This window comes from Streptomyces sp. Ag109_O5-1, assembly GCF_003814875.1.
Taxonomy (GTDB): domain Bacteria; phylum Actinomycetota; class Actinomycetes; order Streptomycetales; family Streptomycetaceae; genus Streptomyces; species Streptomyces sasae.
Genome location: NZ_RKQF01000001.1, coordinates 5936560 through 5962583, shown reverse-complemented (window position 1 = coordinate 5962583; position 26024 = coordinate 5936560). Strand labels below are relative to the sequence as shown.

Here is a 26024-nt window from a genome sequence, read left to right as displayed (position 1 = left end):
CGGGCTAGGATCCGGGCCATGGCCCTGACGACGAGCGAGGTGGACCGGTTCGAGGCGTCCAGGCCCCGGCTGGGGGCCATCGCCTACCGGCTCCTCGGTTCCGCGAGCGAGGCCGAGGACGTCGTACAGGAGACGTATCTGCGCTGGCAGGCGGCCGACGTCGGCCGTATCGGGGTCCCCGAGGCCTGGCTGACCAAGGTGCTGACCAACCTGTGCCTCAACCAGCTCACCTCGGCCCGCGCCCGCCGCGAGACCTACGTCGGCCAGTGGCTTCCCGAGCCGCTGCTCGCCGGTGATCCGATGCTCGGCCCCGCCGACACCGCCGAACGGCGCGAGTCCGTGTCGTACGCCGTCCTGACCCTGCTGGAGCGCCTCACCCCCGGCGAGCGCGCGGTGTACGTGCTGCGGGAGGCCTTCGACTACCCGCACCGGGAGATCGCCGCGATCCTCGACCTCACCGAGGCCGCCAGCCAGCAGATCTTCCACCGGGCCAGGAAGCACGTCGCCGAGGGCAGGACCCGTACCGAGGTCGACGAGGCCGCCGCCCGGCGGATCGTCGAGGAGTTCCTCGCGGCCGCCACCAGCGGCCGTACCGAGCCGCTCGTCCGGCTGCTCACCCAGGACGCGGTCGCGATGGGCGACGGCGGCGGAAAGGTCCCGGCCCGGGCCAAGGCGTTCGAGGGCGCCCTCGCCGTCGCGAAGTTCATGCGGGGCCTGTTCAAACCCGGCCCCGCCCAGCGTGCCCTGGTCGGCGGCTCGGCCGAGTTCCACTTCACGACCGCCAACGGCGGCCCCGCCCTCGTGGCGGTCGTCGACGGCCGGGTCTTCGGGATCATGTGCCTGGAGATCACTCCGGAGGGCATCGCCGCGTTCCGCAGCCAGGCCAACCCCGACAAACTCGAACGCGCGACCAGGCAGTGGTCGGCCGGCGACCACGGCGACCCCATGCTCACGCTCTTCTGATCCCTCTCCCCTGTCCCCATGTGAGCTGCTTCACACCGTCTTCCTGTCAGGAATCGGCGGGCCGCCCGGTTCAAGGGGCGACCCGCTGAAGAGCTGGATGACAGGAGCACGGACATGCAGCACCGCATCGTCGTCCTCGGAGCCGGATACACCGGAGCCGTCGCCGCCGGCCGCCTCGCCCGGCGGCTGCACCGCGAGGACGTCGCCATCACCCTCGTCAACGCCGAACCCGACTTCGTCGAGCGCGTCCGGATGCATCAGCTCGCGGTCGGCCAGGAGCTCAGGCCCCGGCCCTTCGCCGAGATGTTCGCGGGCACCGGAGTCGCCCTGAAGCTCGCGACCGTCACCGCCGTGGACGTCGACCGGAAGACGGTCACCGCTGTCGAGGCGGACGGCGCCGCGGAGGAGATCGCGTACGACACCCTCGTCTACGCCCTCGGCAGTGCCTGGAACGACCAGGGCGTCCCCGGCGTTGCCGAGCACGCCCACCAGATCGCGAGCCGCCCCGGCGCGCTCCGGCTGCGTGAGCGCCTCGCCGGTCTCGCCGCCGGGCAGCCCGTGGTCGTGGTCGGCGGCGGCCTCACCGGCCTGGAGGCCGCGACCGAGATCGCCGAGGTCCGCCCGGACCTCCGGGTCGCCCTCGCCGCCCGCGGCGGCCTCGGCGACTGGCTCTCGGCCAAGGGGCGCCGGCACCTGCGGAAGGTCGTCGACCGGCTCGGCGTCACCGTGCACGAGCACACTGCCGTCACGGCAGTGACGGCCGGCCATGTCACCACCGCCGAGGGCGGCACGATCCCCGCCGCCGTCACCCTGTGGACCACCGGCTTCGCCGTCCACCCCATCCCCCGGGCCACCGCCCTGGAGGTCACCGACACCGGCCGGATCGTCGTCGACGGGACCATGCGTTCGGTCTCACACCCCGACGTCTACGCCATCGGTGACGCGGCCCTCGCGGCGGGCCCTGGCGACAAGCCGCTCCGGATGTCCTGCGCCTCGGGCGTCCCGATGGCCTGGCAGGCCGCGGACACCATCGCGGCCCGCCTCACCGGCGGCAAGCTCCCGAACACCCCGATCCGCTACTTCAACCAGTGCATCTCGCTGGGCCGCAGGGAAGGCCTGATCCAGTACGTCACAGCCGACGACCGCGCCGTACGGGCGGCCCTGACCGGCCGGACCGCCGCCGTCTACAAGGAACTCGTCTGCAAGGGCGCGGCCTGGGGCGTCGCCAACCCGCTGCTCGGCATCCCGACCAGGCGCCGCCACGTCGTACCGCAGCCGACCCCGGCAGCCGAACCCACCGTCACACCGGCCTGACGGCCACCTGCCCCCGGCACTCGGCCGCACCGACCGCCGCACCGGCCGGACCGGCGCCCCGGCCACGGCCCGCCCCTATGGCCCTCATGGCTGTCACGGGCCTCGCGGGCCCCACGGCCCCTACGGCCGGCCCCCGGCCTGACCGGCGCCTGGCACCCGCGCCGCGCCCCGGCCGGGGTGACGCTTCCCGGCGACCGTGCGCTGGGGGAGTAAGCCGGTCGCTCCCCGGACTTCTCCACGCCGTTCGTGTCTCTCCCCCGTTACCTTCTAGACGGCCCCGATCTTGGGGCTCCCGGCCTTCTGGCCCGGCATGACTTTTGCCCCCTGTCGACCATGACCCGGGGGGTGGTGTCACCGGGTCGGGAGGCGCCGGTAGATCGCTAATAGGGGCAGGAGCGCCGGCCCGCCGGCAACGCTCTTCGTAACGTGGTTGCCGGATGTCGGCGCCGTGCCTTGGCCGGGAAGACAAGACCCTCCCAGGAGGAGTGAAGTGATCGACATCCGCGACGTGGCCGTCTTCCTCGGCCTCGACGTCGGCAAGGGCGAACACCACGCCACGGGTCTCATGCCGGACGGTAGGAGCGTCGTCGACAAGCCGCTGCCGAACAGCGAGCCGAAGATACGGGCCATGCTCGACAAGCTCACGGCCAAGTACGGCCGGGTCCTGGTCGTCGTGGACCAGCCCGCCTCGATCGGTGCTCTGCCACTGGCCATCGCCCGCGACGCGGGCTGCGAGGTGGCGTATCTGCCGGGCCTGACGATGCGGCGGATCGCGGACCTCTATCCCGGTGAGGGCAAGACCGACGCCCGCGACGCGGCGATCATCGCGGACGCCGCCCGCACCATGCCCCACACGCTCCGATCGATCGAGCTCACGGACGAAACCATCGCCGAACTCCACATGATCGTCGGGTTCGACGACGACCTCGCGGGCGAGGTCACCCGGGTCGCGAACCGGCTCCGCGGCCTGCTCACCCAGATCCACCCGCACCTCGAACGGGTCCTGGGGCCACGCATCCAGCACCCGGCCGTGCTCACGCTGCTGGAACAGTTCGGCTCGCCCAAGGCGATCCGCAAGGCCGGAGGACGGCGCCTGATCACGCTGCTGCGGCCGAAGGCGCCCAGGATGGCCCAGCGGCTGGTCGAGGACATCTTCACCGCACTCGACGAGCAGACCGTCGTCGTCACGGGCACCGACGCGGCCGCGGTGATCGTGCCTAAGCTCGCGAAGAACCTGGCCGGCCTGCTCGACCAGCGCAAGGAACTGGCCTCGGACATCGAGGAGTTGCTCAAATCGCACCCTCTTTCCGAGCTCCTGACGTCGATGCCGGGGATAGGCGTCAGGACCGGAGCCAGGATCCTCATCGATGTCGGTGACGGCACCGCCTTCCCGACCGCGGGCCACCTCGCCGCCTATGCCGGGCTCGCTCCGGTGACCAGGCGGTCGGGGTCCTCGATCCGTGGCGAGAGCCCGTCCCGCAGAGGCAACAAGCACCTGAAACGGGCCTTCTTCCTCGCCGCGTTCGCCTCGCTGTCCGACCCGTCCTCCCGGGCCTACTACGAGCGGAAGAAGGCCGAGGGCAAGCGGCACAAGCAGGCCCTGATGTGTCTCGCACGCCGTCGCGTCGACGTGCTCTTCGCAATGCTCCGCGACGGCACGTTCTTCGAACCTCAAGCCACCCCCCAAGCCGCCTGAAACATCACCAATCAACCGACGCGCCCCTTGACGAAAGAGATAGGGGCACCCCCCCGTGAACGGCGCGGAGCCGGCGGGGCGGCCGGCCCTTCCGTCGCGGCGGCCCACCTATCCATCACGGCGGCACGGCGCACGAGGTCAGCGGCCGATCCGCCCCGTTCCCACCCGGCAGCGTGATGGATCGAGACCCGCGTGCGCTCCTTCTGACATGAACGAGTACCTCCGTCTGCGCGCGGTGCCGGCCCCGGCGCTGCGCAACAGCCCGACCTGGCTGGAACGGCTCTTCGAGAGCGACTCGGAGACCGTCCGGCACCGGCGCTATCTGGACCAGGAGCGCATCTACGCCGGCGCCTGCCCGCTCGGTTCCACAACCCGTCCCGAGACCCAGGTGCTGCTGGGCGGCCGCCCCGTGGTCCGCCCCGACCGCCACAAGCCGCCCCTGCTGGTACTGACCGCCGCCCAGGCCCGTCAGGTGGCCGGGTTCCTGACGGCGGCCGACTTCGACGCCCTGTGGGATCTCGCCCGCGACACCCTGATGCCGCACTACGGCGGCACGCCCGCGGAGCCCGAGACCTGGGGCGAGTTCGCCGCGGCCCACCAGGAGCTCAGAACCTTCTACGCGCAGACGGCCGAGTCCGGCGACGCGGTGGTGAAGTGCCTGTCCGAGCCGTGAGCCGCCCTCACCCGCCCGCGCCGAGCCTCCGGCGGGACCGTCCGGGTGTCAGCCCTTCGGCCCCGCCGACTGGACCACCTCGAAGGACCACAGCGTCGAACCGGACGCCGCCGGCTTCGGCCGCTCGCCCTCGGCCCCGCCCTGGTGCGCCGCCTTCATCGGCCCCTCCATCCACGCCTGAAAGGACTCCTCGTCCCGCCACCGCGTGTACACCAGGTACTGGTCGGTCCCCTCGACGGGCCGGAGAAGCTCGAACCACTCGAACCCGTCCGAGTTCTCCACGGCGTGGGCCCGGGACGCGAACCGCTTCTCCAGGACCTCCCGCTGCTCTGCGGGCACGGTCAGCACGTTGATCTTCACTACGCTCATGGGCCCATCCTGCCGCAGAGGTGATCAGGAGGGCGTGAGCGACCAACTGATCATTCGTAGCGGACACGGAGTCGTCTGGACCGACGGAGCCAGGCGGTTCGGTCCGCTCGACGACCCAGCGGGTGCGGCCGAGACCAGAGCCGTGGGCAGCGGCACGTCGGTCGACCAGGCGGCAGATACCGCGTTTCCGCGGCAAGTTGGCGGTACTTGCCGTAGTCGTAGCCCCGGTCGGCGAAGGGCCGTCCGGGTCGGTTGCGGGGACGTCCGCGGCAACCCTCGGGCGCGGGGTATCGCGTCGGCGACGCCCGGGCGATGCGCGGCGAGGACTGCGGCGGTCGCCCTCTCGCCGGTAGCGGCATGCGGCCGGTCGCCCACGCCGACGCGTTGGCCATTGGCGTGCCTCGGGTTCTGTGACGCCTCGCCCGCCGGTGCCGAGCAGGCGTTGCCCGGCACCGGCCTGCGTGTCGGCGAGAGCGGTGGAGTGGTCGTCGGGCCGTGACTGGGCGGAGGGGCCGCTGCTTGCCTGTGGGCTGTGGCTCAGTTCACGGTGAGGACGGCGGAGTCGTTGCGGCTGTCCGGATCGAAGTCGGGCCGGTGGGAGTCGGCCGGATCCGGGCCCCAGACCAGTTGGACGCTGCCTGCGGCATGGGTGACGACGTCGTCGACCCGCAGGGTCAGGGCGAAGTCGGTGACCTGTCCCTTGGGCACGATGTAGCCCGGCAGCATGCAGACGTAGGGTCCCTTGGCCGTGGCGGTCGGATTGTTCTCCTGCCACGGGGCGCAGTTGGCCGAGTGGCCGACAGCGGTGGTGCCGGGCGGGAGCGTCACCCAGACGGTGGGCACTCCGTCACCGCCGCTGCGGTCGTACAGGGTCGCCGGACCGTTGGCGGCCAGGTGGAAGCGGAGGGTCGCGGTCGTGCCCACACCGGCTTGAGCACTCGCGCCGGATACTGCGAAGTCGGCTGTGTTGCGGGCCCTGAGGGAAGCGATCCCGTAGTCGGTGACGGTGCCGGTCTGCGGCAGGGAGACGGATCCCGCCGGGGCCGAAGAGTGTCGGCCTGCCTTGATCACCTTGAGTTTGAGCGCGGGCGCCGAGTCTTTGCCCCACGTCCACTTGATGCCCTGGCCGTCCGGCCAGCCGGGCTGGCCGAGAGGCGCGGTGAGGACGTCGAGGTAGGTGAACAGGGCGCTGGAGTTCACGTGCAGGCGCACCGGGGCGGACAGGGCAGCCGTCTCCGCGATGTTGATGGCACCCTTGGGGTAGCACTTGGCGAAGTGGGCCGCTCCGTTGGACCCGTACTGGCAGTTCGAGTAGTGGTCGGCGAAGTCCAGGCCGGGTGAGGCTGCCAGGACGGTCTGCACGCCGCGAGCGGGACGGTTGCCGACGTTGGTGAACCGGACCGGTTCCGTGACGTTGCTGCCGACCTTCAGGTTGGTGTGATCGGCGAGGCGGTTCAGGCCGAAGGACGGCCCTCCCACGGTGACCGATCCCGTGCCACCCACGATCTGCGCGTGCGCGGACCGGCCGGTGATCTTGTACGTTCCCGTGGCGCCCAGCCGGCTGCCTCTGAGTGCGGTCAGGGTCAGCTGAGTCATGGACCCGAGGCCGATCTTCGGATTGGAGCCCGACTCGAACGACTCCGAGCATGTGGCGACCAGGCCATGGGCGGTGCAGTTGCTCGAGAACGCCACCTTGGCGATCTTCGACAGACCCCGGGCGTCCACGGTCAGAGTGGCATCGTCGGCCGTGAGGTTCTTGGTCTGGGTGTGGAAGTCGAAGTACACGCCTGCCGCGGCAGGAGCGGTCGGCAGGGCCGCCGGAGTCGGCGCATCCATGGTGATCACCGGCTGGCCGGAAACGGCACCCGCCGGACTCGCGATCAGCAACGATGCGGTCAGACCCGCGGCCGAAGCGAACACGGCGGCTAAGCCGGTGAGGGAATTGCGTCTCATCAACGTCCTTGTGTTTGAAGAGGTCTGCATGGACTCACTGAACGGACCGGGTGGAACGTCGGTCCCTGGCCGCACCTCGCCGACCACTGGGCGATCCCGCGCGGGCACCGGTCCGTCTCCTTCACAGCTGCTGAAGCTTTACGCCGGCAAGCCAGACACGCCCCCGGCGGTGACGAACAGCACGACCTTAGATCACCGGTATGACAAACGCCCCGCCAATTCCCTCGGAACGCCCCGGCCCGCATGAAGCACCAGATCTCCGCGGGGTCCCGTCGGCTCGCCACCAGCGATGTCAGCCGGGTACTCACCGACACCGGTGACGACCCGTCCCACCAGCCGCCGGGGACGGACGCCGTGCACAGCGATGCGAACGGCCCGCCTGGCTGCGCGGCCGCTTCTGCCCCTCCTGGTCAGTCAGTCTGCGCACACGGACAGGCTCAGCTACCGCGCCTCCAGCGGTCGGATCGGACATCCCCTACGTCCAACCGCCACGACCACCGACACGGCGGACCTACGCGGTCACGGCACTAGTCGATGCCGAGGACGGGCAGGCATTCCCCGATGCCGGTCAGCTCGATGTCGTCCCGGCGGATCCGTTCCCACGCGTCCCGAGCGAGCCGCCACCGCTGGATCAGCGCGGGTTCGCCGCGGCGGGTGTCCCAGTCCGTGCCGTTCGGTTCGTAGCCCAGGCCACGGGAGACGCGGTTGGATGCTTCGTTGTCGATGAAGGCGTCGCTGCCGGCTTCGCGTGCGCCCAGCCCGGCGAAGGCCAACTGCAGGACCGCCGCCCGCATTTCCTTGCCGAGTCCCTGTCCGCGGCTGCCGGGGGCCAGCCACGAGAAACTGGACACCGTGCCGAACCGGGTGAAGTTCGTGCCGATGAGGTCTTGCATGCCAACCGGTTCGCCGTCGACGAGGACGGCCAAGTACAGCCGCCACGAGTCCGGGCTCACGCGGGCGCGGCCGGCCCAGATGGCGCGCAGCCATTGCCATTCCCGTTCGGGGCTGTCGGCGTAGAACGAGATCGGGTCGTCGAACGGCCACGGCTCGGCGTCGGCGACCCCGGCCCGCACGAGCGGCACGAGACGTTCCAGCAGTTCGTCGGAGGCGCCGGCCAGCGTCAGGCGTGGCGTGCGGACTTCGACGTTCAGCGGGGGATAGGTGTGGGCCACGCCCGGACGGTAGCCAGCCTCGCCGGCCGCCGCATCCGGTTTTCTCCAGACGCCGACGGTTGATCCTGGGGGGAAGACCTGCCCCACTTCCTGCCGGGGGAAGCTTGGTCGCGCTGCTGAGCATGTCTGTCAGGCAGACCGGGACGACTCTGCGGTTCTTCCCCTGTGCGGGTCGTAGTGGTACGTCAGCGCACCTGTTGCGGCGCGCGGGTGAGGCTTTGGAACGGGTGCTCGGCCGTGCCCAGGACGACGAGTTCGGTGCCGGCCGGCACCTCCGAGAGTGCCTGCGGCGCGCCGCGCATGTGGAAGTAGTCCCACTGCGCGCGGCGGATTGTCTGGTCCGGGTGGCCGAGCGCACTCAGCACGTCCCAGTGCAGGGACTGGGCCCAGACGTACCCCGGGTCGCCGTCGACGTCCTTGTCCTCCGCGTCGATCGGGATGTCCGCGAGCGCGGAGGCCAGGCGGTGGCTGTCCACGGGCCCGGCGGCGAAGTCCAGGAAAGCGGCAGGGTCCGCGCCCACGGGTACCTCGTCGGCGTCCTCGTCGTCCCGTCCCGGCCAGGAGTCGTAGCGGTGGGCGAGAACTCCGTCACGCCAGACCTCCAACTCCAGCCGGTCACCGTCGTACTGGAAGGCGGCCAGTACCGGAGCACCCAGTTCGGCGCTGATCGGCCCGGCGAGCGCGAAGACGCTGTTCTCCTCGACGGACCGGTCCGGGTGGGCGAGGCAGAATTCCGGCCCGGCGGTGGTCGCGTAGCCGGCCGCGCAGACCGCGCGCAGGACGGGGGCGGCCTGTTCGAGCGGCGCGGGAATCAACATCGTGCCGTACGTGGTCACGGCCTCACCTCCTGGGACGCGGTGACCCTACGCAGCGGTGATGCCGTGAGGCCAACGAAATTCGCCGACTTCAGTCCTGCCGTTGCAGGTCAGGAGCCACTTTCCGGCGTTTTGACCAACCCTCGGACGGGCTCCTCACGGAAGCGCGGCCAGTGCTACATCAACGCACCCGTTGCGACTGCAGCAACTCGCACCACTCGAATCCGTCCGAGCTCTCCACGGAGTGGGCCCGGGAGGCGAACCGCTTCTCCGGAACCTCCCGCTGCTCGGCGGCGACAGTCAGCACGTCGATCTTCACTCCGCTCATGGGCTCGTCCCGCCGCAAGGGTGATCAGGAGGGCGTGAGCGGTCAGTTGGCACGCCTGCTGTGGATAGCGATCTCTGTGGTGCGCGGTCGGTCGGGGCATCTCTCGTCCCGGGTTGGTCCGACTGGTCGGATCTGACGGTGGGTCGTGCCGGGGCGTTCCGGGCGGGGACAGCGCCGAGGTTATGAATGCGGCACCTGACCGTTCATGAACATCGACCTCGGGAGCCACATGATGCGCCCCATCAGGGCAGCCTGTCTCGGCACGGCCACTGCGCTGGTCACCCTTCTCGCCTGCGCCCCCGTCGCGGGCGCCGCGGCGGACACCGATTTCGCCCATGCCAGGGGCGGACACCAGGTCATCACACTCATCGGCCACCTCGTGCAGCAGACACGCTTCCCCGTCAACCCCGGCGGCAGCCCCGCCCAGGGCGATCGGACCGTCTTCCGCTCGGAACTCTTCGACCAGCGCGGCAACAAGGCCGGTGACACCGGCGGCACCTGCACCACCACCCGGGTCGACAGCGGCGGAGCGGAGGAGTGCGTCGTGAACTACAACCTCCCGGGCGGTCAACTCACCGTGCAGGGAATGGTCTTCGGCATCCTCAACCCGGGCCCTCCCCCTTCGTTCGACAACGCGATCACCGGTGGCACCGGGGTGTTCAACCGGGCCCGTGGCTCGGTCCACGCCGTCACGATCGGTACGGGTACGCGGCGCTTCACGATCGACCTCTACCGCTGACCGGCCCTCCCCCGCCCGGTGAGAAGGCTGGGCCGTCCACGGCACGGCCCACCGGCTCGATCGGCCCCATGGGCACGGGTGACCGGGTTTTCGGGACACTGCCGTAGCCCCCGTGGCCGTGTTCGACTGATGGCATGTGCTGTCGGCTGGTCCGGCGCGTGTGCGGCTGCCATCTTGTGACCGTGAGGACGCATGTTCTGAAGGCCGGCAGCACAGAGCATCCGGCGCTGGTCCTGGTGCACGGTGCCGGGCAAGGCGGCCGGATGTGTCGGCATCAACTGACAGCCCTGTCCGACGACTTGCACATCGTCGCCCCCGATCTGCCGGGGTTCGGCGGCACGCCGGGCCCGTACGACCCGGCTCCCAGCCGGTCCCTGACCGGCCTCAACCCGGGTGTCCGGTTCGAACGGCGTCCGCCGGAGACGGGCCGGGCGCTGCAGCGCCTTGCGGTTGGGCCGAGAGGGTGTGACGCCCGCGCAACTCACCGATGAGAAGCGGGAGTTCGGCCGACTGTTCCGGCCGGCCGACAGGAACGGCCGCCCTCTCGCGGTCGGCCCGGGCATCGATGGAACCGTGGTCGTACGACTCCATCCTTCGCGGAACCGGTCCGCGCGGGTCGGTGTCCCTCCATGAGTCCGCAACCTCGACTCCACTGAAGGACGCGCCCATGACCGGTACGGCCGCCCGCTATCTCTATCTCGCCCGTCACGCCGAGGCGTCGCCGGACGAGAGCGAACTGACCGCTGCGGGCCGCCGCCAGGCCGTCCTGCTGGGGGAGCGGCTCCGTGGGGTCCCGCTGGCGGCGATCCACCACGGTCCGCTCGCCCGTGCCGAACAGACCGCCCGGCTGATCGGTGAACAGCTCGACGGTGTCCCGCGCCATCACTCTGAAGCGGCCGGCGACTACATCCCCTACCTGCCGGCACGCGAGGAACTGCCGCCGGAGGCGGCCGACGCCTGGATCAAGTTCCTGGACCAGTTCACGGCCGAGGAACGCGAACAGGGCCCCGGGCTCGCGGCGGCGGCGCTCGCGGATTTCACCGGACCCGTCGCCGGCGACGAACCGCGCCACGAGCTTGTCGTCACCCACAACTTCCTCGTCGGCTGGCTCGTCCGAGCCGCCCTCGCCGCGCCGAAGTGGCGATGGCTGGGTATCAATCACGCCAACGCGGCCCTGACCGTCATCCGCTACGCACCCGACCGCCCGCCGGCGCTCCTCCTCTTCAACGACACCGGCCACCTCCCCACCGAGCTCCGCTGGACCGGCTTTCCACAGGAGCTCCACGTCTGAGGCCGCTCTACAGGGTTACAGGGCGTTGTCCCCCAGCCAGGCCAGGACCTGGCCGGCGTGCCTGTCCGGCGGGAAGATCGGGTAGAACACGTGCTCGATCACGTTGTTCCTGACGATCAGCGTGAGCCGTTTGTACAGCGTCAGCCCGCCGACGGTGAACGTGGGCAGTTCCAGTGCCCGAGCCACGCTTCGGGCCGGGTCGGAAAGCATCCGGAACGGCAGGCGGAGCCGCTCGGTGACCTCACGCTGGTAGTCGCTGTCCTGGCTGGAGAGGCCGTACACCCGGGCCGCGCCGGCCGCGAGCAGATCCTGGTGGTGGTCGCGGAAGCCGCATGTCTCGGGGGTGCAGCCACGGGCGCCGGGGATGGCGTCCCAGCCCTCGGGCAGATCGACGCCGGGACGGCCCGTCAGCGGGTAGATGTAGAGCACCGTGCGACCTGCACCCAGCGCATCGAGGCCGACCGTCGCGCCGTCGGTGGCCCGGAGTTCCAGCTGCGGCATTCCGGTTCCGGGCAGGTGGGCGGCGGCGCCGTCGTCCTCGGGAACGGGCAGGTCGGCAGGCAGGCTCGTGTAGTCGGTCATCGGTTCCTCTCCTTCGGCGGCCGGTGAGCGGTGGCTGTTGCGGTGGGCGGCCTCGTGCAGGTGCGCCACGAGCACCGCCCGGCGGGCGGTGAGGCCCTCGATCCGCTGCGTGAGCTCGTTGATGGCGTCCCGGTACCCGGCCAGCGCGGCCGGGCAGTCGTCCGCGTGCCGGTGTCCCAGGGCCAGGCATTCCAGGAACGGCCGCGTCGCCTCGACAGGGATGCCGAGGCGGCCCAGCGCCCGGATCTCCTGGGTCAGCCGTACGTCGTGCTCGTCGTAGTCCCGATAGCCGTTGCCCAGCCGCGCCGGAGCGAGCAGCCCGAGCGACTCGTAGTAGCGCACCGCCTTGGTCGTCACACCGGCTCGCCGAGCCAGCTCCCCGATCCGCATACCCCTCACCTCGAAGAACGCTAAACCTTGCCCTCAAGGGTAAGGTCAAGCGCTCCGCGGGCACGGTCGCTGCATAGATCTTCACGGCGCTCATGGACCCGTCGCCCTCATGGGCCCGTCGCCCTCATGGACCCGTCACCTCATGGGCCCGCCCTGCACCGGCGGCGCCCGAGGCCCCGGCGAGTCGCAGCCGCATACCCCGGTGATCTCATCGAATTCTCGAACTCACGTACAACCTTTACCGGTTGACGTTGGTCTCTTGATCGCCGGACATCCAATGACTCCGGACGTCCGCCCGGTGCGGACGGCCCCCCGCATGCCGCAGGAGACCACCCGCATGCACACGTTCCCGCGACTCGCTCTCGCGACGGCCACCGCGGCCGCGCTGACGGGCGGGCTGCTCACGTTCTCGGCCGCCTCGGCGTCGGCCGCGGACTCCGTCAAGGTCGCTCAGGCCGACTTCAACGGCGACGGCATCGGCGACATCGCCACCTCGGCGGCCACCGCCTACGTCAGCGGCCACAAGAACGCCGGCCAGATCGTCGCCCTCTACGGCTCGAAGGCCACCGGCCTCACCGCCGCCAAGCACACCGCCCTCAGCCAGAACAGCGCCGGCGTCCCCGGCACCGCCGCGGCCGGCGACGAGTTCGGCTACGACATGGCGTACGCCGACTTCAACGGCGACGGCTACGACGACCTCGCGGTCTCCGCGCCGTACGACAAGGTCGGCACCGACACCGACGGCGGCACCGTCACGCTGCTCTGGGGTTCCAAGAGCGGCCTCACCGGGAAGGGCGTCGATCTCAAGGACCCGGCCCCGTCCTCGCACGACAACTGGGGGCTGAGCCTGGCCGCCGGTGACTTCGACGGCGACGGCAAGGCCGACCTGGCCGTCGGCAGCTCCTCCGCCACGCTGTGGGTGCTCAAGGGCGGCATCGCGAGCAACGGCACGCCCGGCGGCCGGTACACCGTCAAGGCGCCGATCCGTGCGGGCAACAGCTCGTCGGCGTACGGCCCGCTGCACCTCACCGCCGGTGACGTCAACGGCGACGGCCGCAGCGACCTGGTCGTCGACGGGTTCGAGACGAAGACCAGCTACCAGTGGAACACCAACTACTGGCTGCCGGGCACCGCGAACGGCCTGACCGCCACCGGCGTGAAGACGCTGAAGAGCGGCATCGTCACGGGTATCGGCGACATCAACGGCGACGGCTTCGGCGACATCGTCAGCGGCGCCGACTGGGACAACACCTCCAACGGCACCACCGTCCCGGACTCCGCCAAGGGCGGCCGGGTGGCCGTCACCTACGGCAGCGCCTCCGGCCCGGCCAAGGTCACCATGTTCAACCAGAACACCTCCAACGTCCCCGGCGCCTCGGAGACGGGCGACGGCTTCGGCTGGGACCTCGACCTCGGTGACGTCAACGGCGACGGCTACGCCGACCTGGTCGTCTCCACGCCCGGCGAGGACATCGGCAGCCACACCAACACCGGCCAGGTCACCGTCCTCTACGGCTCCAAGACCGGCATCAACCTCGCCTCCGGCGCCCAGTCCTTCGCCCAGAGCACGGCCGGCGTCCCCGGCGACGACGAGAAGAACGACCTCTTCGGCACCGACGTCAAGCTCGACGACGTCAACGGCGACGGCAAGGCCGACCTGGTCGTCGGCTCGTACGAGAACGGCGGCGACGGCTCGGTGACCTACCTGCCGTCCAACGGCTCGAAGATCACCGCGACCGGTTCCCGGGCCATCGCCCCGAACAACGTGGGCGTGTCGACGACGGGCACCCCGCAGTTCGGCTCGGTCTTCGGCAGCTGACGGGTATCTGAACGCAACCGGCCGGGCGCGTCCCGCACGCGCCCGGCCCGTCAAAGGAGTCACCGCCTTGCGCACCCGCACTCGCCTTCGCCCCTGCACCCTGCTCCTCGCCGCGGCCCTCACCACCGGCCTGCTCACCGCCCTGCCCGTCACCACCGCCTCCGCCGCGTCCGCCGCCCCCGCCAAGTACGCCGACGACTTCAACGGCGACGGCTACCGCGACCTCGTCACCGCGGCGCCGGGCGCCACAGTCGGCGGCAAGGCGCGGGCCGGTGCGGTGGTCGTCAGCTACGGCTCCAAGTCCGGCATCAAGGCGTCGAACCGTACGGTCGTCACTCAGGACTCGGCGGGGATCCCGGGCACGGCGCAGACCGACGGAGGGTTCGGCTCGGCGCTCGCCTTCGGGGACCTCAACCGGGACGGGTACGCCGACCTGGTCGTCAGCGCCGAGCGCCACGGCGACGACGCCTACGGCGGTGCCGTGGTGATCGTCTGGGGCGGCAAGAACGGCCTGAGCGGAGGCCGTGCCGTCGCCGACCCGGACCGCACGTCCCACGACTACTTCGGCCGCTCCCTGGCCGTCGGCGACTTCACCGGGGACGGCCGGGCCGACCTGGCCGTCGGCAGCACCGGTTCGGACGTACAGATCTTCAGGGGCGGCTTCACCAGGACCGGGGGGGCCGCATCCCGCACCTGGCTCGACACCGATCTGGAGGACGGCGGCGTGTCCGGCGTCGCCTGCGGCGGCGGCGCCTGTTCCCTGGCCGCCGGCGACTTCAACGGCGACGGCATCGACGACCTGGTGATCAACGGCACGTACGACTCGTGGAACTCGTCGCCGACGGTCTCCGGGAACATCGTCTACCAGGGTGCGTCCCCCACGCCCGAGTTCGAGCGGGTGCTGCCCACCGGCGGCCGGCACCAGGTCGCCGTGGGCGATGTGAACGGCGACGGACACGACGACCTCATCGTGTCCGTCACCCCGGGAGACGTCACCGGCGCCGACGGCGGCTCGGTCCGCGCCTACCTGGGCGGCCCGGACGGCGTGAGCACCACACCCCAGGCGACGATCACCCAGGACAGCCCGGGCGTCCCCGGCAGCAGCGTGGGGCAAAACTGGTTCGGCGACTCCCTCTCCGTCGCCGACGTCAACGGTGACGGATACGCGGACGTGGCGGTCGGTGCGCCCCACGAGGCGGTCGGCGCCGTCCGGCAGGCCGGCACCGTGACGCTGCTGCGCGGCTCCGCCGCCGGTCTGACGGGCGTGGGCGCGACGCGTTACACCCAGAACACGCCCGGCGTCCCCGACAGCGACGAAAACACCGACCTCTTCGGCTCCGCCGTCCGGCTGGCCGACCTCAACGGCGACCACCGGGCCGATCTGGCGGTCGGCGCGCAGCATGAGAACGGCGGGCGGGGCGCCGTATGGAGCCTGCGCGGCTCGTCCTCGGGCCTGACGACGACGGGCGTGGTGAGCTTCGGAGCCACGTCGGTGGGCGTGTCGGGGACGGGAGCGCTGCTGGGTTCCGCGTTCGGGCAGTAGGCCCGTCCGGACCCCCCGGAACCTCCTGGATTTCTCCCCCTGGGCCTCCCTTAGGGGATGTCACAGCTCTGCCGCAATGGCGGGCTCCGACGGCCGAGCCCGCACACGCTTCTTCCGGACCGGGTACGTTCGAGGACGTGGCTGGATTCAGGATCGGACGCGGCGGCCGGGACAACCGTGCCCCGCAAGCGCGACCGCAACAACCCGCGTACGGGCAGCAGGCGCCGCCCCAGAGCTACGGGGGGCAGCCGGGGCCGTCGTACGGACACCCGTCGGCTCCGCGGCCGTACCCGCAGAACGGGGGCGGGCCCGGCTGGCCGCAGGCGCAGGTGCGCGGCGGACACCAGGGCCGGACACAGCCCGGCGGCGACGGCCCGGAGTACTTCGGCGACGACAACGGCTACGGCGGCTACGGTGCCGCCCCCGACCCGTACGCGGCGAACCAGCCGGGCCACACCCAGGCCTTCTCGGTCGACGAGGCCGGCGCCTACACGCAGGGCGCGACCTACCACGCCGGTTCGGCGGCGCCGTCCGGCCCGATCGGCCCGCGTCTGCACTGGAAGGACCTGCTGCGGGGCATCGTCCTGGCCCCCAACCAGACCTTCCTCCAGATGCGGGACTACTCGATGTGGGCCCCCGCCCTCATCGTGACCTTCCTCTACGGCCTGCTCGCGGTCTTCGGCTTCGACGGCGCCCGCTCGGACGCGATAAACGCCACACTCTCCAACGCGGTCCCGATCGTCCTGGTGACCGCGGTCGCGGTGGTGGTCATGTCCTTCGTCCTCGGCGTGGTGACCCACACCCTGGCCCGCCAGCTGGGCGGCGACGGCGCCTGGCAGCCGACGGTCGGCCTCTCCATGCTGATCATGTCGGTCACCGACGCCCCCCGCCTCCTGTTCGCGATGTTCTTCGGCGGCGACGCGGGCTTCGTCCAGCTCCTCGGCTGGGCCACCTGGGTCGGCGCGGGCGCGCTGCTCACCCTGATGGTGAGCAGGTCCCACGACCTGCCGTGGCCGAAGGCCCTGGGCGCGTCGGCGATCCAGCTGATCGCACTGCTGTCGATCGTGAAGCTCGGCACGTTCTAGAGGCCACCGGCACACACGGTCCGTACGAGAAGGGCCCCCGGCGAGACAGCCGGGGGCCCTTCTCCGATCAGCACGGACCTTCGCCGCCCGCACACCTCACGCGTCCAGAACCTGCCCGGCCCTCTTCACCACGGGCTGCTCGACGCTCCACGGGAAGTTGATCCAGTCGTCCGTCCGCTTCCACACGTACTCGCACTTCACGAGGGAGTGGGACTTCTCGTAGATCACTGCGGAGCGGACCTCGGCGACGGTGTCGAGGCAGAAGTCGCGGACCAGCTTCAGCGTCTTGCCGGTGTCGGCGACGTCGTCCGTGATCAGGACCTTCTTGTCGCTGAAGTCGATGGCGTTGGGGACGGGGGCGAGCATGACGGGCATCTCGAGGGTCGTCCCCACCCCCGTATAGAACTCCACGTTGACCAGATGCAGGTTCTTGCAGTCGAGGGCATAGGCGAGCCCACCGGCGACGAAGACCCCGCCACGGGCGATGCTCAGCACTATGTCGGGCTCGAACCCGTCGTCGGCGATGGTCTGGGCGAGCTCGCGCACGGCCACGCCGAACTGCTCGTAGGTGAGGTTCTCCCGAGCGTCACTTCCGCTGCTCATACCCGGCGCCTCACACCTGCGTCCGATGGAAATTGAGGTAGGAGCGGGAGGCGGTGGGACCGCGCTGCCCCTGGTAACGGGAGCCGTAGCGCTCGCTGCCGTAGGAGTGCTCGGCGGGGGAGGAGAGCCGGAACATGCACAGCTGCCCGATCTTCATACCCGGCCACAGCTTGATCGGGAGGGTCGCGAGGTTGGACAGCTCCAGGGTGACGTGCCCGCTGAACCCCGGGTCGATGAACCCGGCGGTGGAGTGGGTGACGAGCCCGAGCCGCCCCAGCGAGGACTTCCCCTCCAGCCGCGACGCAAGATCATCGGGCAGGGTGATGACCTCGTACGTCGAGGCGAGCACGAACTCACCGGGGTGGAGGATGAAGGGCTCGTCGCCCTCGGGCTCCACGAGCCGGGTGAGGTCCGGCTGCTCGACGGAGGGGTCGATATGCGGGTACCGGTGGTTCTCGAACACCCGGAAGAACCGGTCCAGCCGTACGTCGATGCTCGACGGTTGCACCATGGTTTCGTCGTAGGGATCGATCCGTACCCGCCCGGCATCGATCTCGGCCCGGATGTCCTTGTCTGAGAGAAGCACGTCCCGAGGATACGCAAGGCGCGCGGACCCGTGAAAACCACCACGAGTCCACGCGCCTGTGTTACTGCAGTTCTTCCTGTGCCGCTACTGCCTTTCGAGCGTGACCGGTACGGCGCTGCGCAACCGGGCGCACTTAGGACACCGGACGAGCCGGCCGGGGCCGAGCCGCTCGGCCTGCTGCATCGGGAACGAAGCGGTGCTGAACACGTGCCCTTCGGCACAGCGGACGACGGTGCGTTCCATCAAGTCCCTTAAGTCCCTTCCCCAGGAGCCGCGTCGGGCTTACTGCCGTGACGACGGAAAGCCACATTACGGGATCAAAGGGACGGCTCTCCAGGCGGCACTCCGTCCCGCCCGGACCCTCTCCCACACCCCCACCGTACGCCCCAACTCCGGCCGCCCGCAGCCGGATCCCGCCCCCTGTCGGCCCCTGAAACGCACACGAACCCCAGGCTCTGAGCGCCGGAGGTCCGCGATGGGGTACAGTGAGCGAGCATTCAGACACCGACAAGCTCGGCGTCTTACGCGGGTGTAGTTTAATGGTAGAACATCAGCTTCCCAAGCTGAGAGCGCGAGTTCGATTCTCGTCACCCGCTCCAGATTGAAACCCCAGGTCGGTGGCCTGGGGTTTGTTTTTTGTCTAGTCCAATTCGGGGGTTCCGTGCCCTTCGTGCGCCCTAAGTCGGCACCCGGAGGTCGCCTCAGGGGTCCCGAAGCGCCACTCCGGTAGCTGTAGCCGCGGATCATCTCGAATGCCGAGACGCATTTTCTGTGACCCGCGTCGCGCGCCAAGTGGATGGGGTTTATGCGGCGTCGGGCGCCCCGGCCCCTTCTGGTTCCGGTCCTGCAAGACGCGGTTGGGGCGGTCGGCTGACAGGCACCTGGGTGAGCCGTGAGCGCTGGGGATCGATATGAAGACGTGCGGTGTTGATGAAGTGGAGCCGCGCGGTTTCCATTCGGTCGCGCGCCTCGCCCCAGGACTGTTCATCGGGTGCGACTTGCCGGATGAACTGATCGCTGCAGTCCCAGAACACTTCGTCGACCCGAGCTGCGGCATCGACGACTGCAGGACTGCCGACCAGCCAGATCGTTCCCAAGGCCACGTTCCAAGGCACCCAGTCCACGGGGTCGCCGAGCTTCCAGGCGCGACGTAGCGCGAGTTGGATCCGGGTGGACTCGGCGACGATCGCAGAGCAGGCGGCGATCTGCTTGTCACGTGCCCAATGTGTGCGTTCGCTGCGGCTGGTGAGTAATGAGCCGGCCACCACGCCGATCAAGGCGGCGGCCACCCCGCCCACAGTGGTGATGGTTGTTGCCCAGTCCGGTGACATGCATCTTCCCCCCAACGGCTGGTGTATTGGACGACTCTGCCCGCCAGTCTTGTGCTGGTATGCGCGCAAGTCTTGGCAAGAGCCGCCTTTCGGCCACCATGCCGGGCCGGCCGAGGATGTCTTGAGGGAAAGCGCCTGCCCGGACAGGGGTACCTCTCCGCCACGGGGTGGTGCCACAAGGCCACCGCAGGCGGGCAAGTTTCGTCCTCGCCGCTGAGCGACGCCGACCGCCTGCCGTGCCGAGGAAACTTCTGGCTCACCCCGGGTACCAACAGTTCCAGCGCTTCCTCCCACTGGAAGCGGTCGGCGCCTCCGCCTGTCTTGGGCTTGTGCGGCTCGTACGAGCCGATCAGGACATCCATCTCACGCAGCCGTTGCAGGCTCTGCCGGTAGGCGGCAGCGCGCGCGGCGCGACCTTGCAACTGCCCGCGGCTGCCGCGTCAACTGTCACCCTGCTCGATCTCCAGATGGATCGGCCCCCGAAGAACGGGGCTGGGCCGGTACGGCGGGGGGTCCGTGACCAGCCGGGGGTGGTCGAGGCGGCGTGCCAGCTCGGTCAGCGCGATCTGGGTTTCCCGCCGGGCCAGCGGTCCGCCGAAGCACGCGTGGATGCCGCTGCCGAAGCCGAGGTGCTGGTTGTCGGTCCGGTCGGGGTCGAAGCGGTCGGGGTCGTGGAAGCGGTCCGGATCGCGGCTGCCCGAGGCCAGCATGAGCGTGATCCGCGAGCCCTTGGGGATGACGGTGTCGCCGACGGTGATGTCGCTGTACGCGGCGCGCCAGGGAATGATCTGCACGGGGGGCTCGTAGCGCAGCAGTTCCTCGACCAGCGGCACGACCAGGTCCGGTTCGTCGCGCAGTCGCCGCAGCACCTGTGGGTGGCGCAGCAGCGTCAGCATGCCGTTGGTGATGAGGTTGACGGTGGTCTCGTGTCCGGCGATCAGCAGCAGTTTGGCGGTGGCGACGATTTCGGCGTCGGTCATCCGACCGTCGACGTCGGGCTCGTCGTCGTTGGCCAGCCGGCTCAACAGGCCGTCGCCCGGCCGGCCGTGGCGCCGCTGCACCAGCTCACCGAGGCACTGGCGCAAGTCCTTGCGGGCCTGTACCCCCTTCTCCAGCCTCTCCTTCGGGTCGGTCCTGGGGTCGTAGTCGATCGAGTTCATGATGTCGTTCACCCAGAGGTGGAACCTCGGTCCGTCCTCGCGTGGCACGCCGAGCAGGTGGCAGATCACCGTCACCGGGAGCGGGGAGGCGAAATCGTCGACGACGTCGATCCGCTCCTTGCCCGTGAAACCGTCGATCACGCTGCCGACGGTGGCAGTCAGGTCGCCTTCCAGGCCGGTCACCAGTCCCGGGGTGTGCGGAGGGCCGAAGTGGCGCATGGCCATGCGCCGCAGGCGGTCGTGCTCGGGCGGGTCCATATGGATGAACGACAATGGGACCCCTCCCTCCCCGGAGGGCATCGGACGCGACAGATTGCGCACGTCGGAACTCAGATGCGGGTCATTCAGTACGTCGGTGATCGCGCGATAGGTGCTGATGACATAGCTGCCGTCCTCCTGCCTGGCCACCGGTGTCCGGCGCAGCTCCGCATAGAGCGGGTACGGGTCGGCCCGGGAGGAGTAGTCGTATATCCGCTGCAACGTGCCGGGCAGCCCGGTCGGGGGTATCCGGCCTTCCTCCCGCCGATGCTGGTGCGCAGCCGTGACGCGGTGCTCACCCGGGTCATAGCCTGTGACGACCGCGGTGGCACCCTGGGCGAGCACGGTGGGGTCGGGGAAGTCGACGCGCACCGGTTTCATGTCGGCCGACCGGTCAGGCGTGGGGCAGGGGGGCGGGAAGGGTGCGGCCGTCTCGATGAGTCGCCGGTAGTGGTTCAGCCACTTGGCGTTGTCGAAGCTCACGGCAGCCGTGACGCGGCCCCGATAGCCGTATGCGGTGACGAAGCGGTGGTCGTGCAGCGATCCTTGGGTGACGACCACCTCGTCGGCGAAGGTCGGCACGCCGACGGACTTGATGTTGACGCCGAACTGGATCGACCAGAACACCGGGATGGACAGGTGGAGCCGGAGGTCCGCCTGGCCGTTGACCATGTTGTGGGCGGCGACCTCGGCCTGCTCCACGGCGTTGGCCCAGTGCTCCAGCGAGATGAGCCGGTACCCGTAGACCGGGTTGGGGCAACGTGCCACGTCGCCCGCGGCGAAGACGTCGTCGGTGACGCGGCCATGGATGTCGAGGGCGCGGCAGCCCGTGTCGCAGGTGATGCCCCACCCGCCTGCCGCCAGTCCCGACTCCCGCAGCCACTCGGTGTTGCGGATGCTCCCGAGTGCCACCACCGCCACGTCGGCGTTGATGCTGTTGCCGTCGTCGAAGTGAGCACGGCGAAACCGGCCCTGCGCGTCGCCCTCAAGACGGGTGACCTTGACATCGCACCGCAGGTCGACGCCGTGCGCGCGTTGCAGGTCCGCCGCGACCTCACCGATCACGGCGCCCAGCGCCCCGACCAGCGGAGCCGCCCCGAGTTCGGCGACGGTCACCGGAATGTCCCGCTCACGGCAGACGGAGGCGATCTCGGAGCCGGTGAACCCCGCGCCGATGACCAGAACGCGGGAAGGCCCGGCGGCGAGGGCTTGCTGCAGGCTCTCGGCATGCTGGCGCGTACGTACTACGAACACCCCGTCCAGGGTTCCTTCAGACTCGACGAACCAGGGCCGGGCCCGTACCCCGGTGGAGATCAGCACCCGGTCGAAGGGAACCGCCCGTCCATCGGCCAGCCGCACATGGTTCGTCGCGAGGTCCAGCCCGCTGGCGGGCACACCCAGCAGCCACTCCGCATCGATCTCACGGCGTCGCGGCAGCATGGTGCCGCTGGCGGGCACCCACCCCGTCAGTACCTGCTTGGACAGGGGAGGCCGGTCGTAGGGCTCGCCCCGCTCGTCACCGATCATCGTCAGCGACCCGGTGAAACCCTCGTCGCGCAGGAACTCCGCCGCCCGCAGTCCCGCCAGTGACGCCCCGACGATCACGATGCGACCCTCGCGCCTGAACGCGCGCAGGTTGTCGGCATTGGTCATGGCGGCGATGCCTCCGCCGTTGCGTGCTGCGACTCCAGCCGGTCGACCAGGATCGCCTGGACCAGGCAGGTCGCCGCGGCACGCAGAACCTGGTCGTGTCGAGCGTTCCTGGGATTCGGGTCGTACATGAGCGCTTCCTCACCGTGCATCCGGAACGTCTCCGGAGCCAGGCATCCGTACTGCACCTACCGCTCACGTTGGGAAAGTTCAACGACAACTTTCATCTCGGCCTCCGCAGAGAGCGGAAGCTGCAGACCCTCAAGCCGGCGCTACTCCGGGGCACGATATTGATCATCGCGGCCAAGGTGATCGGCGCCTGCCCAGGGACGTAACCCTGGTCGGGGCTGCATCTAGGTTACGTAAGCGGCACTCTTTCGGATTGCGGTTGCGAGGAAACCATGTAGCGCATTGCGCCGCGTTCTGGCTGCGTGACCTGCCGCAACCGATGTAAGAGCGTGAAGTGGTACGAACGCGACGCTCGATGGGATTGCATCCCGCCACGGGCAGGAACATGTAATGACCTCATCAAGGTTCACCCAAGTCGACCTACATGGCTTGTTAGGTAAGGCTTGCCTGTCTTAAGTTCTGGGCGCTTCCTGTGCACGTCAGACCGGAGTCCCCATGTCCAGCGGCAACATCGCCCTGCTCGGAGCCATCGCAGGCTTCACCATCTACCTCGGCCTCCCTCTCGGGCGCCTCCGCACACCCACCCCGCGGCTCAAGGCCGGCCTCAACGCCGTCGCCATCGGCATCCTGATCTTCCTCGTCTGGGACGTACTGACCCACGCCTGGGAGCCCATCGACGAGGCCCTGGGCAAGCACGTCTGGGGAACCGTGGCGTCGGGGGGCTCCACCCTGGTGGCGGGTCTGACCATCGGACTCGCCGGGCTGGTTCACTACGACGGCTGGATCGCCCGCCGCCGCGAAGCCGCCGCCCGGCCCGCAGGTCCCGGTGCCGCCGCCTCCGCCGAGCCGGCGCCGAAGCCTCGCAGTCAAGCGGCATCGCTCGCGCTGATGATCGCCACCGGCATCGGCCTGCACAACTTCGCCGAGGGCCTCGCCATCGGCAACTCCGCCGCTCAGGGGGAACTCTCCCTCGCCCTGCTGCTGATCATCGGCTTCGGCCTGCACAACGCCACCGAGGGCTTCGGCATCGTCGCTCCGCTGGCCGCCGAGGGCGAACGCCCGTCCTGGGTCAGCCTGCTGTTGCTCGGCCTGATCGGCGGCGGTCCCACCTTCCTGGGCACCCTCGTCGGCCAGCATCTGGTCAACGACACGCTCTCGATTGCCTTCCTCGGCCTTGCCGCGGGCTCCATCCTCTACGTCGTCATCGAGCTGCTGGCCGTCGCCCGCAAGACCGGCCTCAAGACGCTCACCACCTGGTGCATCCTCCTCGGCCTCCTGCTCGGCTTCGCCACCGACGCGATCGTCACGGCCGCAGGCGCCTGAGGCGCGAAGTTCGGCCGAGCCCGGTGAACACGGGAGCATCGGCTTGTGCCTTACCGGTGGTGTCTTGCTGGGCGTGGCGGCGCCCCCGCCCGAGTTGCTTCGGGATGTGGAGGTCCGCGTGCAAGGACTGCTGCCAATGCCGTTGGAGCAGCTTGCGGACGATGTGGGCGTTTCAGCGGAGGAACTCGTGGGCGCCGCGGAGCCTGGTCTCAACCGGCGCTGAGGATGCGGCAGATGTCGCCCTCGGTGCAGGTGGCGGGGTCGGTTGCGGAGGCGGTGCGGGTCAGCTCGTGCAGCATGCCGCGGGTTGCCTCCAGGTCGGCGATCCGCTGCTCGACGTCGGCAAGGTGCCCGTCGAGGAGCTCGGTGACGTGGCCGCAGGGTGGCCGGCCGCCGTCGCGGATCGCCAGGATGTCGCGGATCTCACGGTGATCTCGTTCGGGTCCTTTCCGGTGAGGTAGGCGGCGCTCATGATGTAGGCGGTGTCGCCGCGCAGGGCGATGGAGGTCGGGCCCTGCAGCCCGTCGGCGGCGGTCAGGACGGTGGTGTGGGTGCCATCGGGCTGAACGAGGGCGACCTGGTCGACGGTGTCGAGGGCGGCCAGGATCTGGTCGCCGTGGCCGGTGAAGGCGAAGTCGTCGATGCCGGTCAGGCCGGTGGCGGTGATCTGGGCCGGGCCGGCGGTCCCGTCGGGGAGGATCGGGATGCGCGCGATGGTGCCCTTGTCCAGGTTGGTGGCCCAGATCGCGCCGTTGTGGACCTTCAGGCCGTTGGCGCCGAGGAATCCGGCCGGGGCCAGTGCGGGGTCGGTGGACCAAGCGGTGGCGGTGCCGCCGGTGGCGGGCACGCTCCAGACGGCGCCCTCGGAGTCGGTGATGTAGAGGGTGTGGGTGCGAGCGTCCAGCGCCAGGCCGTTGGGCAGGCTGTTCGCGGGCATCGCGGCGATCCGCTCGGGCCGGCCGCCGGGGTGCATGCGCCACACGCCGGTGAGGTCGGTGGTGCCGGTGGCGTACAGGAAGTACAGGGTCCCGTCGTGGTCCCGGGTGATGCCCACGGTCAGCGGGAAGCCCAGCGCCGGGGTGTGCACGCCGCCGTCGGCCGGCAGGGGCATGGTGGCAAGGATCCGGACGGCGCCGCCGCGGGTGACCTCGGCGACCTGGCGGGCCTTGGCGAAGGTGACGTACTGGTTGCCGTGGCGGGCCAGGGCGATGTTCTCAGGCGTCTGGCCCGCGGCCAGGTTGAAGTGCACGGCGGTCCGCGGGTGGCCCAGCGGGGCGGACGCGGACGACGCCTGGGTCGCGCCGATGGTCGCGACCAGGCCCGTGGCCACAGCGGCGACCGACACGGCGATCTTGGAGAGCTTGGTGAACATAGTTCCTTCACAGGTTCCGGGCATGCGGCGGCCCGATGCCGACGCACAGGAAATGGATGGGTCCCGCCCCGGACGCCAGGGGCCACGGCAGGCAGCGGCCGCTACCGGGCCGTCCCCCGCAGGGACTGCTCCGAGTATTCGGTCGGGGTGGAAGGCGCAACCACTCCCTGGCGGGGATACGCGCCGCGGGGGCTGGCCGCCCGGTGAGGCCGGCGCTGGAATGGACGTCGCCGCACCGGCGATCCGCAACACAGCACTGCCCCCAGGAGGACCCTTTGAGCACCAGCGTCAGAGAATCCGACCCCTTCGAAGTCCTGGACGCGTCAGAGTTCGCCTTCACCCGCCGGGTGTGGGTCGATGCCGCACCCGACCGGGTCTACGGCCTGGTCAGCAACGTCTCCGCGATCGGCCGGTGGAGCCCGACGGCAAGCGACGTCGCCTTCGACCCCGGCGCCGGACCCGAGACCGGCGCCTGGTTCAGCGGCACAAACCACCGTGACGACAAGCAATGGACCACCCGGTCCCAGATCGTGACGGCCGTCCCCGGCGCCGCGTTCGCGTTCGTGGTCGGCGGCGCCGCCGACGGCATCGTGCACTGGAGCTGGACCTTCCACCCAGCGGGGCGCGGAACCGTCGTCGAGCAGTCCTGGCGACTGCTGCGCCTCGACCCGGTACTCGGCACCGACCGCGCCGACCTGGACCGCCTGCGCGACTTCATGGCCGACAGCGTCGACATCACCCTGCTCTCCCTCGCCCAGTGGATCGCCGAAGAACACCAGCCATGAACACCGGGCCGGCCACTCCGCCGCCGGCGCGTCCACGAGGAACCGACCAGGCGGCGGTGCCTGACACTGGCAGGGAGTGGTCGGCTGCCCGACGG

The 26024-nt window shown here is 70.1% G+C and carries 22 protein-coding genes, 1 tRNA gene and 6 pseudogenes; 13 read left to right on the top strand and 16 right to left on the bottom strand.

Translation table 11 applies throughout. The features are described from left to right. Positions 1 to 18: 18 nt before the first annotated feature. The 4 genes from sigJ to EDD90_RS26845 all read left to right on the top strand — a co-directional run bounded on the left by sigJ (position 19) and on the right by EDD90_RS26845 (position 4646). Positions 19 to 963 (top strand): RNA polymerase sigma factor SigJ, encoded by a 945-nt coding sequence (gene sigJ / locus EDD90_RS26860; protein WP_123975564.1) that lies wholly within the window; start codon positions 19 to 21, stop codon positions 961 to 963. Positions 964 to 1077: 114 nt separating this feature from the next. Further along, on the top strand, positions 1078 to 2277 hold the full coding sequence (locus EDD90_RS26855) for an NAD(P)/FAD-dependent oxidoreductase (RefSeq protein ID WP_123975563.1): 1200 nt from the start codon (positions 1078 to 1080) through the stop codon (positions 2275 to 2277). 490 nt (positions 2278 to 2767) lie between these two features. Next, positions 2768 to 3973 (top strand): IS110 family transposase, encoded by a 1206-nt coding sequence (locus EDD90_RS26850; RefSeq protein ID WP_123971457.1) that lies wholly within the window; start codon positions 2768 to 2770, stop codon positions 3971 to 3973. Positions 3974 to 4181: 208 nt separating this feature from the next. Next, the gene (locus EDD90_RS26845) at positions 4182 to 4646 is read left to right on the top strand and encodes a DUF1877 family protein (protein ID WP_123975562.1); all 465 of its coding nucleotides are present in this window, start codon (positions 4182 to 4184) and stop codon (positions 4644 to 4646) included. Positions 4647 to 4694: 48 nt separating this feature from the next. Here EDD90_RS26845 and EDD90_RS26840 read toward each other — a convergent pair whose 3' ends face one another. The 6 genes and pseudogenes from EDD90_RS26840 to EDD90_RS26815 all read right to left on the bottom strand — a co-directional run. After that, the gene (locus tag EDD90_RS26840; RefSeq protein WP_123975561.1) at positions 4695 to 5015 is read right to left on the bottom strand and encodes an antibiotic biosynthesis monooxygenase; all 321 of its coding nucleotides are present in this window, start codon (positions 5013 to 5015) and stop codon (positions 4695 to 4697) included. Between the two features lie 53 nt (positions 5016 to 5068). Continuing rightward, a pseudogene (locus EDD90_RS57600) lies at positions 5069 to 5302 on the bottom strand (transposase); the annotation flags it as partial. A gap of 250 nt (positions 5303 to 5552) precedes the next feature. Beyond that, positions 5553 to 6968 carry a hypothetical protein gene (locus EDD90_RS26835; RefSeq protein WP_123975560.1) on the bottom strand — a complete coding sequence of 472 codons (1416 nt, stop codon included), beginning with the start codon at positions 6966 to 6968 and terminating at the stop codon, positions 5553 to 5555. A 527-nt stretch (positions 6969 to 7495) separates the two neighbouring features. Continuing rightward, positions 7496 to 8227, bottom strand: a complete 732-nt coding sequence (locus tag EDD90_RS26825) for a GNAT family N-acetyltransferase (RefSeq protein ID WP_221305132.1) — start codon at positions 8225 to 8227, stop codon at positions 7496 to 7498. A gap of 98 nt (positions 8228 to 8325) precedes the next feature. Continuing rightward, a complete protein-coding gene (locus tag EDD90_RS26820) occupies positions 8326 to 8976 on the bottom strand; it encodes a hypothetical protein (protein ID WP_123975559.1) in 651 nt (216 codons plus the stop codon). Between the two features lie 178 nt (positions 8977 to 9154). Then, positions 9155 to 9283, bottom strand: a pseudogene (locus EDD90_RS26815) (antibiotic biosynthesis monooxygenase); the annotation flags it as partial. Positions 9284 to 9488: 205 nt separating this feature from the next. On the opposite strand from EDD90_RS26815, the gene EDD90_RS26810 reads away from it, so the two are divergent. The 3 genes from EDD90_RS26810 to EDD90_RS26805 all read left to right on the top strand — a co-directional run bounded on the left by EDD90_RS26810 (position 9489) and on the right by EDD90_RS26805 (position 11313). Further along, positions 9489 to 10022 carry an allene oxide cyclase barrel-like domain-containing protein gene (locus EDD90_RS26810; protein WP_123975558.1) on the top strand — a complete coding sequence of 178 codons (534 nt, stop codon included), beginning with the start codon at positions 9489 to 9491 and terminating at the stop codon, positions 10020 to 10022. Between the two features lie 134 nt (positions 10023 to 10156). Next, complete coding sequence (locus EDD90_RS59095; protein WP_398925555.1) at positions 10157 to 10513, top strand: alpha/beta fold hydrolase; 357 nt, start codon at positions 10157 to 10159, stop codon at positions 10511 to 10513. Positions 10514 to 10689: 176 nt separating this feature from the next. Beyond that, entirely contained in the window at positions 10690 to 11313 is a 624-nt protein-coding gene (locus tag EDD90_RS26805; protein ID WP_123975557.1) for a histidine phosphatase family protein, read from the top strand. A gap of 15 nt (positions 11314 to 11328) precedes the next feature. Here the strand turns inward: EDD90_RS26805 and EDD90_RS26800 are convergent, their stop codons facing one another. Beyond that, positions 11329 to 12285: a MerR family transcriptional regulator gene (locus tag EDD90_RS26800; protein WP_123975556.1), complete on the bottom strand. Its 957-nt coding sequence runs from the start codon at positions 12283 to 12285 to the stop codon at positions 11329 to 11331. A 337-nt stretch (positions 12286 to 12622) separates the two neighbouring features. Here EDD90_RS26800 and EDD90_RS26795 point away from each other — a divergent pair, with 337 nt between their 5' ends. The 3 genes from EDD90_RS26795 (at position 12623) to EDD90_RS26785 (ending at position 16732) form a co-directional block, all read left to right on the top strand. After that, the gene (locus EDD90_RS26795; RefSeq protein WP_123975555.1) at positions 12623 to 14104 is read left to right on the top strand and encodes an FG-GAP and VCBS repeat-containing protein; all 1482 of its coding nucleotides are present in this window, start codon (positions 12623 to 12625) and stop codon (positions 14102 to 14104) included. Positions 14105 to 14171: 67 nt separating this feature from the next. Continuing rightward, positions 14172 to 15647: an FG-GAP-like repeat-containing protein gene (locus EDD90_RS26790; protein WP_185149232.1), complete on the top strand. Its 1476-nt coding sequence runs from the start codon at positions 14172 to 14174 to the stop codon at positions 15645 to 15647. A 137-nt stretch (positions 15648 to 15784) separates the two neighbouring features. Further along, positions 15785 to 16732: a Yip1 family protein gene (locus tag EDD90_RS26785; protein ID WP_123975554.1), complete on the top strand. Its 948-nt coding sequence runs from the start codon at positions 15785 to 15787 to the stop codon at positions 16730 to 16732. Between the two features lie 96 nt (positions 16733 to 16828). On the opposite strand, the gene EDD90_RS26780 is transcribed toward EDD90_RS26785, so the two are convergent. Continuing rightward, positions 16829 to 17335 (bottom strand): phosphoribosyltransferase, encoded by a 507-nt coding sequence (locus tag EDD90_RS26780; protein WP_123975553.1) that lies wholly within the window; start codon positions 17333 to 17335, stop codon positions 16829 to 16831. A 10-nt stretch (positions 17336 to 17345) separates the two neighbouring features. Then, positions 17346 to 17921 (bottom strand): dCTP deaminase, encoded by a 576-nt coding sequence (dcd, locus tag EDD90_RS26775; RefSeq protein WP_123975552.1) that lies wholly within the window; start codon positions 17919 to 17921, stop codon positions 17346 to 17348. Between the two features lie 525 nt (positions 17922 to 18446). Between dcd and EDD90_RS26770 the strand changes: the two genes are divergently transcribed. After that, positions 18447 to 18520, top strand: a tRNA-Gly gene (locus tag EDD90_RS26770). Positions 18521 to 18724: 204 nt separating this feature from the next. Here the strand turns inward: EDD90_RS26770 and EDD90_RS26765 are convergent. The 5 genes and pseudogenes from EDD90_RS26765 to EDD90_RS26750 form a co-directional block, all read right to left on the bottom strand. Next, entirely contained in the window at positions 18725 to 19252 is a 528-nt protein-coding gene (locus EDD90_RS26765) for a hypothetical protein (RefSeq protein WP_123975551.1), read from the bottom strand. A gap of 248 nt (positions 19253 to 19500) precedes the next feature. Beyond that, positions 19501 to 19653: pseudogene (locus EDD90_RS57595) on the bottom strand (flavoprotein); the annotation flags it as partial. A 39-nt stretch (positions 19654 to 19692) separates the two neighbouring features. Then, positions 19693 to 20820, bottom strand: coding sequence for a cytochrome P450 (locus tag EDD90_RS57590; RefSeq protein ID WP_398928606.1), 1128 nt, complete (start codon positions 20818 to 20820; stop codon positions 19693 to 19695). Between the two features lie 132 nt (positions 20821 to 20952). Then, positions 20953 to 22323 (bottom strand): annotated as a pseudogene (locus EDD90_RS55635) (NAD(P)/FAD-dependent oxidoreductase); the annotation flags it as partial. After that, positions 22320 to 22451 (bottom strand): ferredoxin reductase, encoded by a 132-nt coding sequence (locus EDD90_RS26750; protein WP_260328081.1) that lies wholly within the window; start codon positions 22449 to 22451, stop codon positions 22320 to 22322. The pseudogene EDD90_RS55635 and the gene EDD90_RS26750, both read right to left, overlap by 4 nt. 493 nt (positions 22452 to 22944) lie before the next feature. On the opposite strand from EDD90_RS26750, the gene EDD90_RS26745 reads away from it, so the two are divergent. After that, positions 22945 to 23772, top strand: a complete 828-nt coding sequence (locus EDD90_RS26745; RefSeq protein ID WP_123975549.1) for a ZIP family metal transporter — start codon at positions 22945 to 22947, stop codon at positions 23770 to 23772. A 344-nt stretch (positions 23773 to 24116) separates the two neighbouring features. Here the strand turns inward: EDD90_RS26745 and EDD90_RS59090 are convergent. Together EDD90_RS59090 and EDD90_RS56410 are read right to left on the bottom strand one after the other, a co-directional pair. Further along, positions 24117 to 24176: pseudogene (locus EDD90_RS59090) on the bottom strand (hypothetical protein); the annotation flags it as partial. A gap of 17 nt (positions 24177 to 24193) precedes the next feature. Beyond that, a pseudogene (locus tag EDD90_RS56410) lies at positions 24194 to 25144 on the bottom strand (hypothetical protein); the annotation flags it as partial. Positions 25145 to 25419: 275 nt separating this feature from the next. On the opposite strand from EDD90_RS56410, the gene EDD90_RS26735 reads away from it, so the two are divergent. Beyond that, the gene (locus EDD90_RS26735) at positions 25420 to 25929 is read left to right on the top strand and encodes an SRPBCC family protein (RefSeq protein ID WP_123975548.1); all 510 of its coding nucleotides are present in this window, start codon (positions 25420 to 25422) and stop codon (positions 25927 to 25929) included. Positions 25930 to 26024: the final 95 nt, after the last annotated feature.